The organism is Acinetobacter sp. UBA6720 (assembly GCF_002454215.1).
GTDB lineage: Bacteria > Pseudomonadota > Gammaproteobacteria > Pseudomonadales > Moraxellaceae > Acinetobacter.
This window is the reverse complement of the sequence record NZ_DKIK01000141.1, coordinates 1-3,068: the sequence shown is the minus strand read 5'-3', so window position 1 is coordinate 3,068 and position 3,068 is coordinate 1. Positions and strand designations below refer to the sequence as shown.

General features: G+C 41.0%; 4 protein-coding genes and 1 pseudogene. 1 reads left to right on the top strand and 4 read right to left on the bottom strand.

The window, feature by feature from the left end; translation table 11 throughout:
* A pseudogene (locus B4F08_RS12320) lies at positions 1 to 100 on the top strand (iron-sulfur cluster insertion protein ErpA); the annotation flags it as partial.
* Between the two features lie 63 nt (positions 101 to 163).
* Here the strand turns inward: B4F08_RS12320 and B4F08_RS12315 are convergent.
* The 4 genes from B4F08_RS12315 to B4F08_RS12300 form a co-directional block, all read right to left on the bottom strand.
* Positions 164 to 538 (bottom strand): hypothetical protein, encoded by a 375-nt coding sequence (locus tag B4F08_RS12315; RefSeq protein ID WP_171264512.1) that lies wholly within the window; start codon positions 536 to 538, stop codon positions 164 to 166.
* 114 nt (positions 539 to 652) lie between these two features.
* On the bottom strand, positions 653 to 1,564 hold the full coding sequence (locus B4F08_RS12310; RefSeq protein WP_291374506.1) for a matrixin family metalloprotease: 912 nt from the start codon (positions 1,562 to 1,564) through the stop codon (positions 653 to 655).
* A gap of 82 nt (positions 1,565 to 1,646) precedes the next feature.
* Positions 1,647 to 2,471, bottom strand: a complete 825-nt coding sequence (gene blaOXA, locus B4F08_RS12305) for an OXA-211 family carbapenem-hydrolyzing class D beta-lactamase (RefSeq protein WP_291374505.1) — start codon at positions 2,469 to 2,471, stop codon at positions 1,647 to 1,649.
* 114 nt (positions 2,472 to 2,585) lie between these two features.
* The coding region (locus B4F08_RS12300) for an Hsp70 family protein (RefSeq protein WP_291374504.1) at positions 2,586 to 3,068 on the bottom strand (483 nt) is incomplete at its 5' end.

The window sequence follows — 3,068 nt, the reverse complement described above, 5'->3', positions numbered from 1 at the left end:
AGTGGTGGATTATATTGAAGGTTTGGAAGGTTCACGTTTCGTCGTGCAAAACCCAAATGCAACAACGACCTGTGGTTGTGGTTCATCGTTCTCGATCTAAACCTGACCAGATTAAAAAAGCCCTCATCATGATGAGGGCTTTTTTATGTGCAATCATTCGCTTTCAATCGAGTTTAATTGCATCGAGTAAGTCAAAAATAATCGTGGTGACATCTTGGCTTAAGTCTCGGTTATTAAAAACTTCATAGGCAGTAATCGTGACATCGGTGTCACTCGGTAACAGTTTCTGTTCTTCTTCAATCAAATCGTTGATCGGCAAAAGCGTCTGTTTCACTTCCAGATGTAAAATATCCTTAAACTCTAAATTCTCATCTTCAAGTTCTAACAGTTGCTCATTGAAATAGGGCAATAGAATAGAATGGAGATAAGGTTGAATCTCAACAATATCAAAGATTTCGATATCACGAGTTTCTTCAATCGTACTGATGTGGTCATTTACTTCGATTAAGATATGGTAGTAACTCACATTCGTCTCCAAAGCTTCTAGTGGATATTCAATTATTTACAATAACACGAACCCGAGTCAAGATGTGCTGTGATTGTATTTCATACCCCATTAAAATTAGGGGATTATTTTTAGCAATCCATCACTTCAACGGGCATTGAACAACGCAATATCGGCACTTTGTAAACGAAAATGCTGCATATCTTGTTCTTCTAACATGGGATACATCAGTGCCTTGGGGGCATTATGATGTTTCATGCCTAAGGCGTGACCAAATTCATGTGCCAAGGTCATGCGTAGGTCATCATCTGACTCGAACTCATAAATGTGAATTTCTCGCCCATTAAACAGACCTTTATCAAATGGCCGGGGTTGAAAACGCTGATTAAACTGATCAATCGCAAGATTAAGGCCTTGATCTAAGTGATTGATTTCATTCACTCTTTGATTATATTCGTTAACACGCGTGTTAAAGCTTGCAATTTGTTGTTCTAAAAAGTTTTGCTGTTCACGAAGTCGCGCTAAACTTTGTTGTACCGCAGGCTGTTGTGCGACAGGCACGCCACCATATTGATTGTACTGGCGGATCATGGCGTTATAGTTTTGGTTGAGTTCTTGTAGACTGCGTTGTTGCATATTTAAAGCGATTTCGTGACGTGCGAGATTTTCTTGCATCGCTTTGAGTTCACTATTCTTTTGGCTGATACTGGCTTCATTTTGCGTGAGTTTAGACAGTTGATCGCGGCGTTGTAGTGATTCATCTTGTCTTTGATCATAAATGAGATGAATACTGAGTCGAGCATCAGGGTCATAAACAAAATAATCTTTTCCGAGACCTTGTTTCCAAATATCAGTGGCTTGTTGGCTGATCTGTTTCAGTTCTACTTCACTTAGGTTAAAACGAGGGTCAACTTCTGCAATCCGATAGCGAATACGTTGATCGAAAGGGTGGGTGATGCGATCTAACAATGGATTGAGCCGAAGTTGAGGATGTTGCAGATTTTGATAAAAAATCATCCCTAAAAAGCCAAGTAGAGCAAACAATACAATGAGACGCATATTTTATTCATAGATCGTTGTTTTTAACTACTTTAGCTTAAAAAGGATGATTGCTAAATAAAAATGCGTCAGATTAAGGGCTTTAAATTAGACCCAATGTAGTCAAGCTTTGTTTAACCAGTTGCTCACGTACGCTGGCTGGAATTCCCGTTTTCATGTGCATATTTAAAGAGAAATAGACCTTTTCACGATCGGGATATTCTACCCAGCCTGTCCACCAACCAACTTGCGGTTCTATGTCCATGCCCCAACCTGATTTTGTATAAAGTTTATAATTCGGTTTCTGTTCAATCAGTAGCATGTCTTGTACCGCCTGTTGCACTTCTGGTTTAAATGCAAGCTTTTTATTTGCCAGCTTTTCGACAAAAAGGACTTCTTGGACAGGCGTAATTTGTAGTGGGCCGACTAACCAAAAATTATCGACAACGGTGCCAATCTGTTGATTGCCATATCCAATGCGTTGCACTTCTTTTTGCATCAGGTCTAGACCAATGCGCCGTGCTAGCTCCTGATAAACTGGAACGGCAGATGCCTGCATGGCTTGCCCTAAAGTCATGTCTTTTTCCCATGCAGGAAAGCTACGCTTTTGACCATCCCATTTAAATACCTCGTTAATGGTTGCCTTGTCATGCTCTAGTCCGATTAAGGCATTCAGCATTTTAAAGGTAGAAGCGGGCACATACGGTGTCTGAGCACGGCTTAGGTCATTGCCGTAGCTGTGTAAGTCATGCTGATCCTTAATGACAATCACCCCCGTGGTTTGGAGTTGATCGAAGGCTTGTTGGATCTGCCGTTGCGTACCTTGCTGTTGCTGGTTTTTAGCTGTTTCTACGGAAGGGCTTATTGTGGTACATGCAGAACCGAAGGTTGTAATGAGGACGATGAGTCCCAACTGTAAAGTTTTCATTGGTGGTTAAGTTCTAAATTTTTTATCAGGCTAATGTAAAAGTGGAATACGACACAACGTGATTTAGGTAATAAAAAACCGCGCTTTCGCGCGGTTTTTTATTAAAGAGACAAATTATTTTTTGTCATCTTTCACTTCAGTGAACTCAGCATCTACAACGCCATCGTCCGCTTTTTGTTGTTGACCAGCGTCACCGCCGAATGCATTTGGGTCGAAACCTTCAGCACCGCCTTGACCTTGCGCCGCTTCATAAGCACGTTGTGTGATCGGCATAATGATGTTTTGTAAAGCTTCAGTTTTCGCTTTAATGTCTTCTACATCATTTTCTTTCGTCGAAGTTTCAAGCTCAGCGACTGCAGTTTCAACAGCAGTTTTTTCATCGCTTGTTACTTGCTCGCCTAGGTCTTTCACTGCTTTTTGAGCAGAAGATACCAATGCATCCGCTTCGTTACGTGCTTTCGCAAGTTCTTCGAACTTACGATCTTCTTCAGCATTTGCTTCAGCGTCTTTGATCATTGCTTCGATTTCAGCATCAGACAAACCTGAGTTTGCTTTAATCTGGATAGATTGCTCTTTACCAGTGCTCTTATCTTTCGC

Excerpts from the sequence above, each read along its gene's own strand:
- blaOXA (WP_291374505.1), bottom strand. The coding sequence starts at position 2,471 with ATGAAAACTTTACAGTTGGGACTCATCGTCCTCATTACAACCTTCGGT.
- B4F08_RS12310 (WP_291374506.1), bottom strand. The coding sequence starts at position 1,564 with ATGCGTCTCATTGTATTGTTTGCTCTACTTGGCTTTTTAGGGATGATT.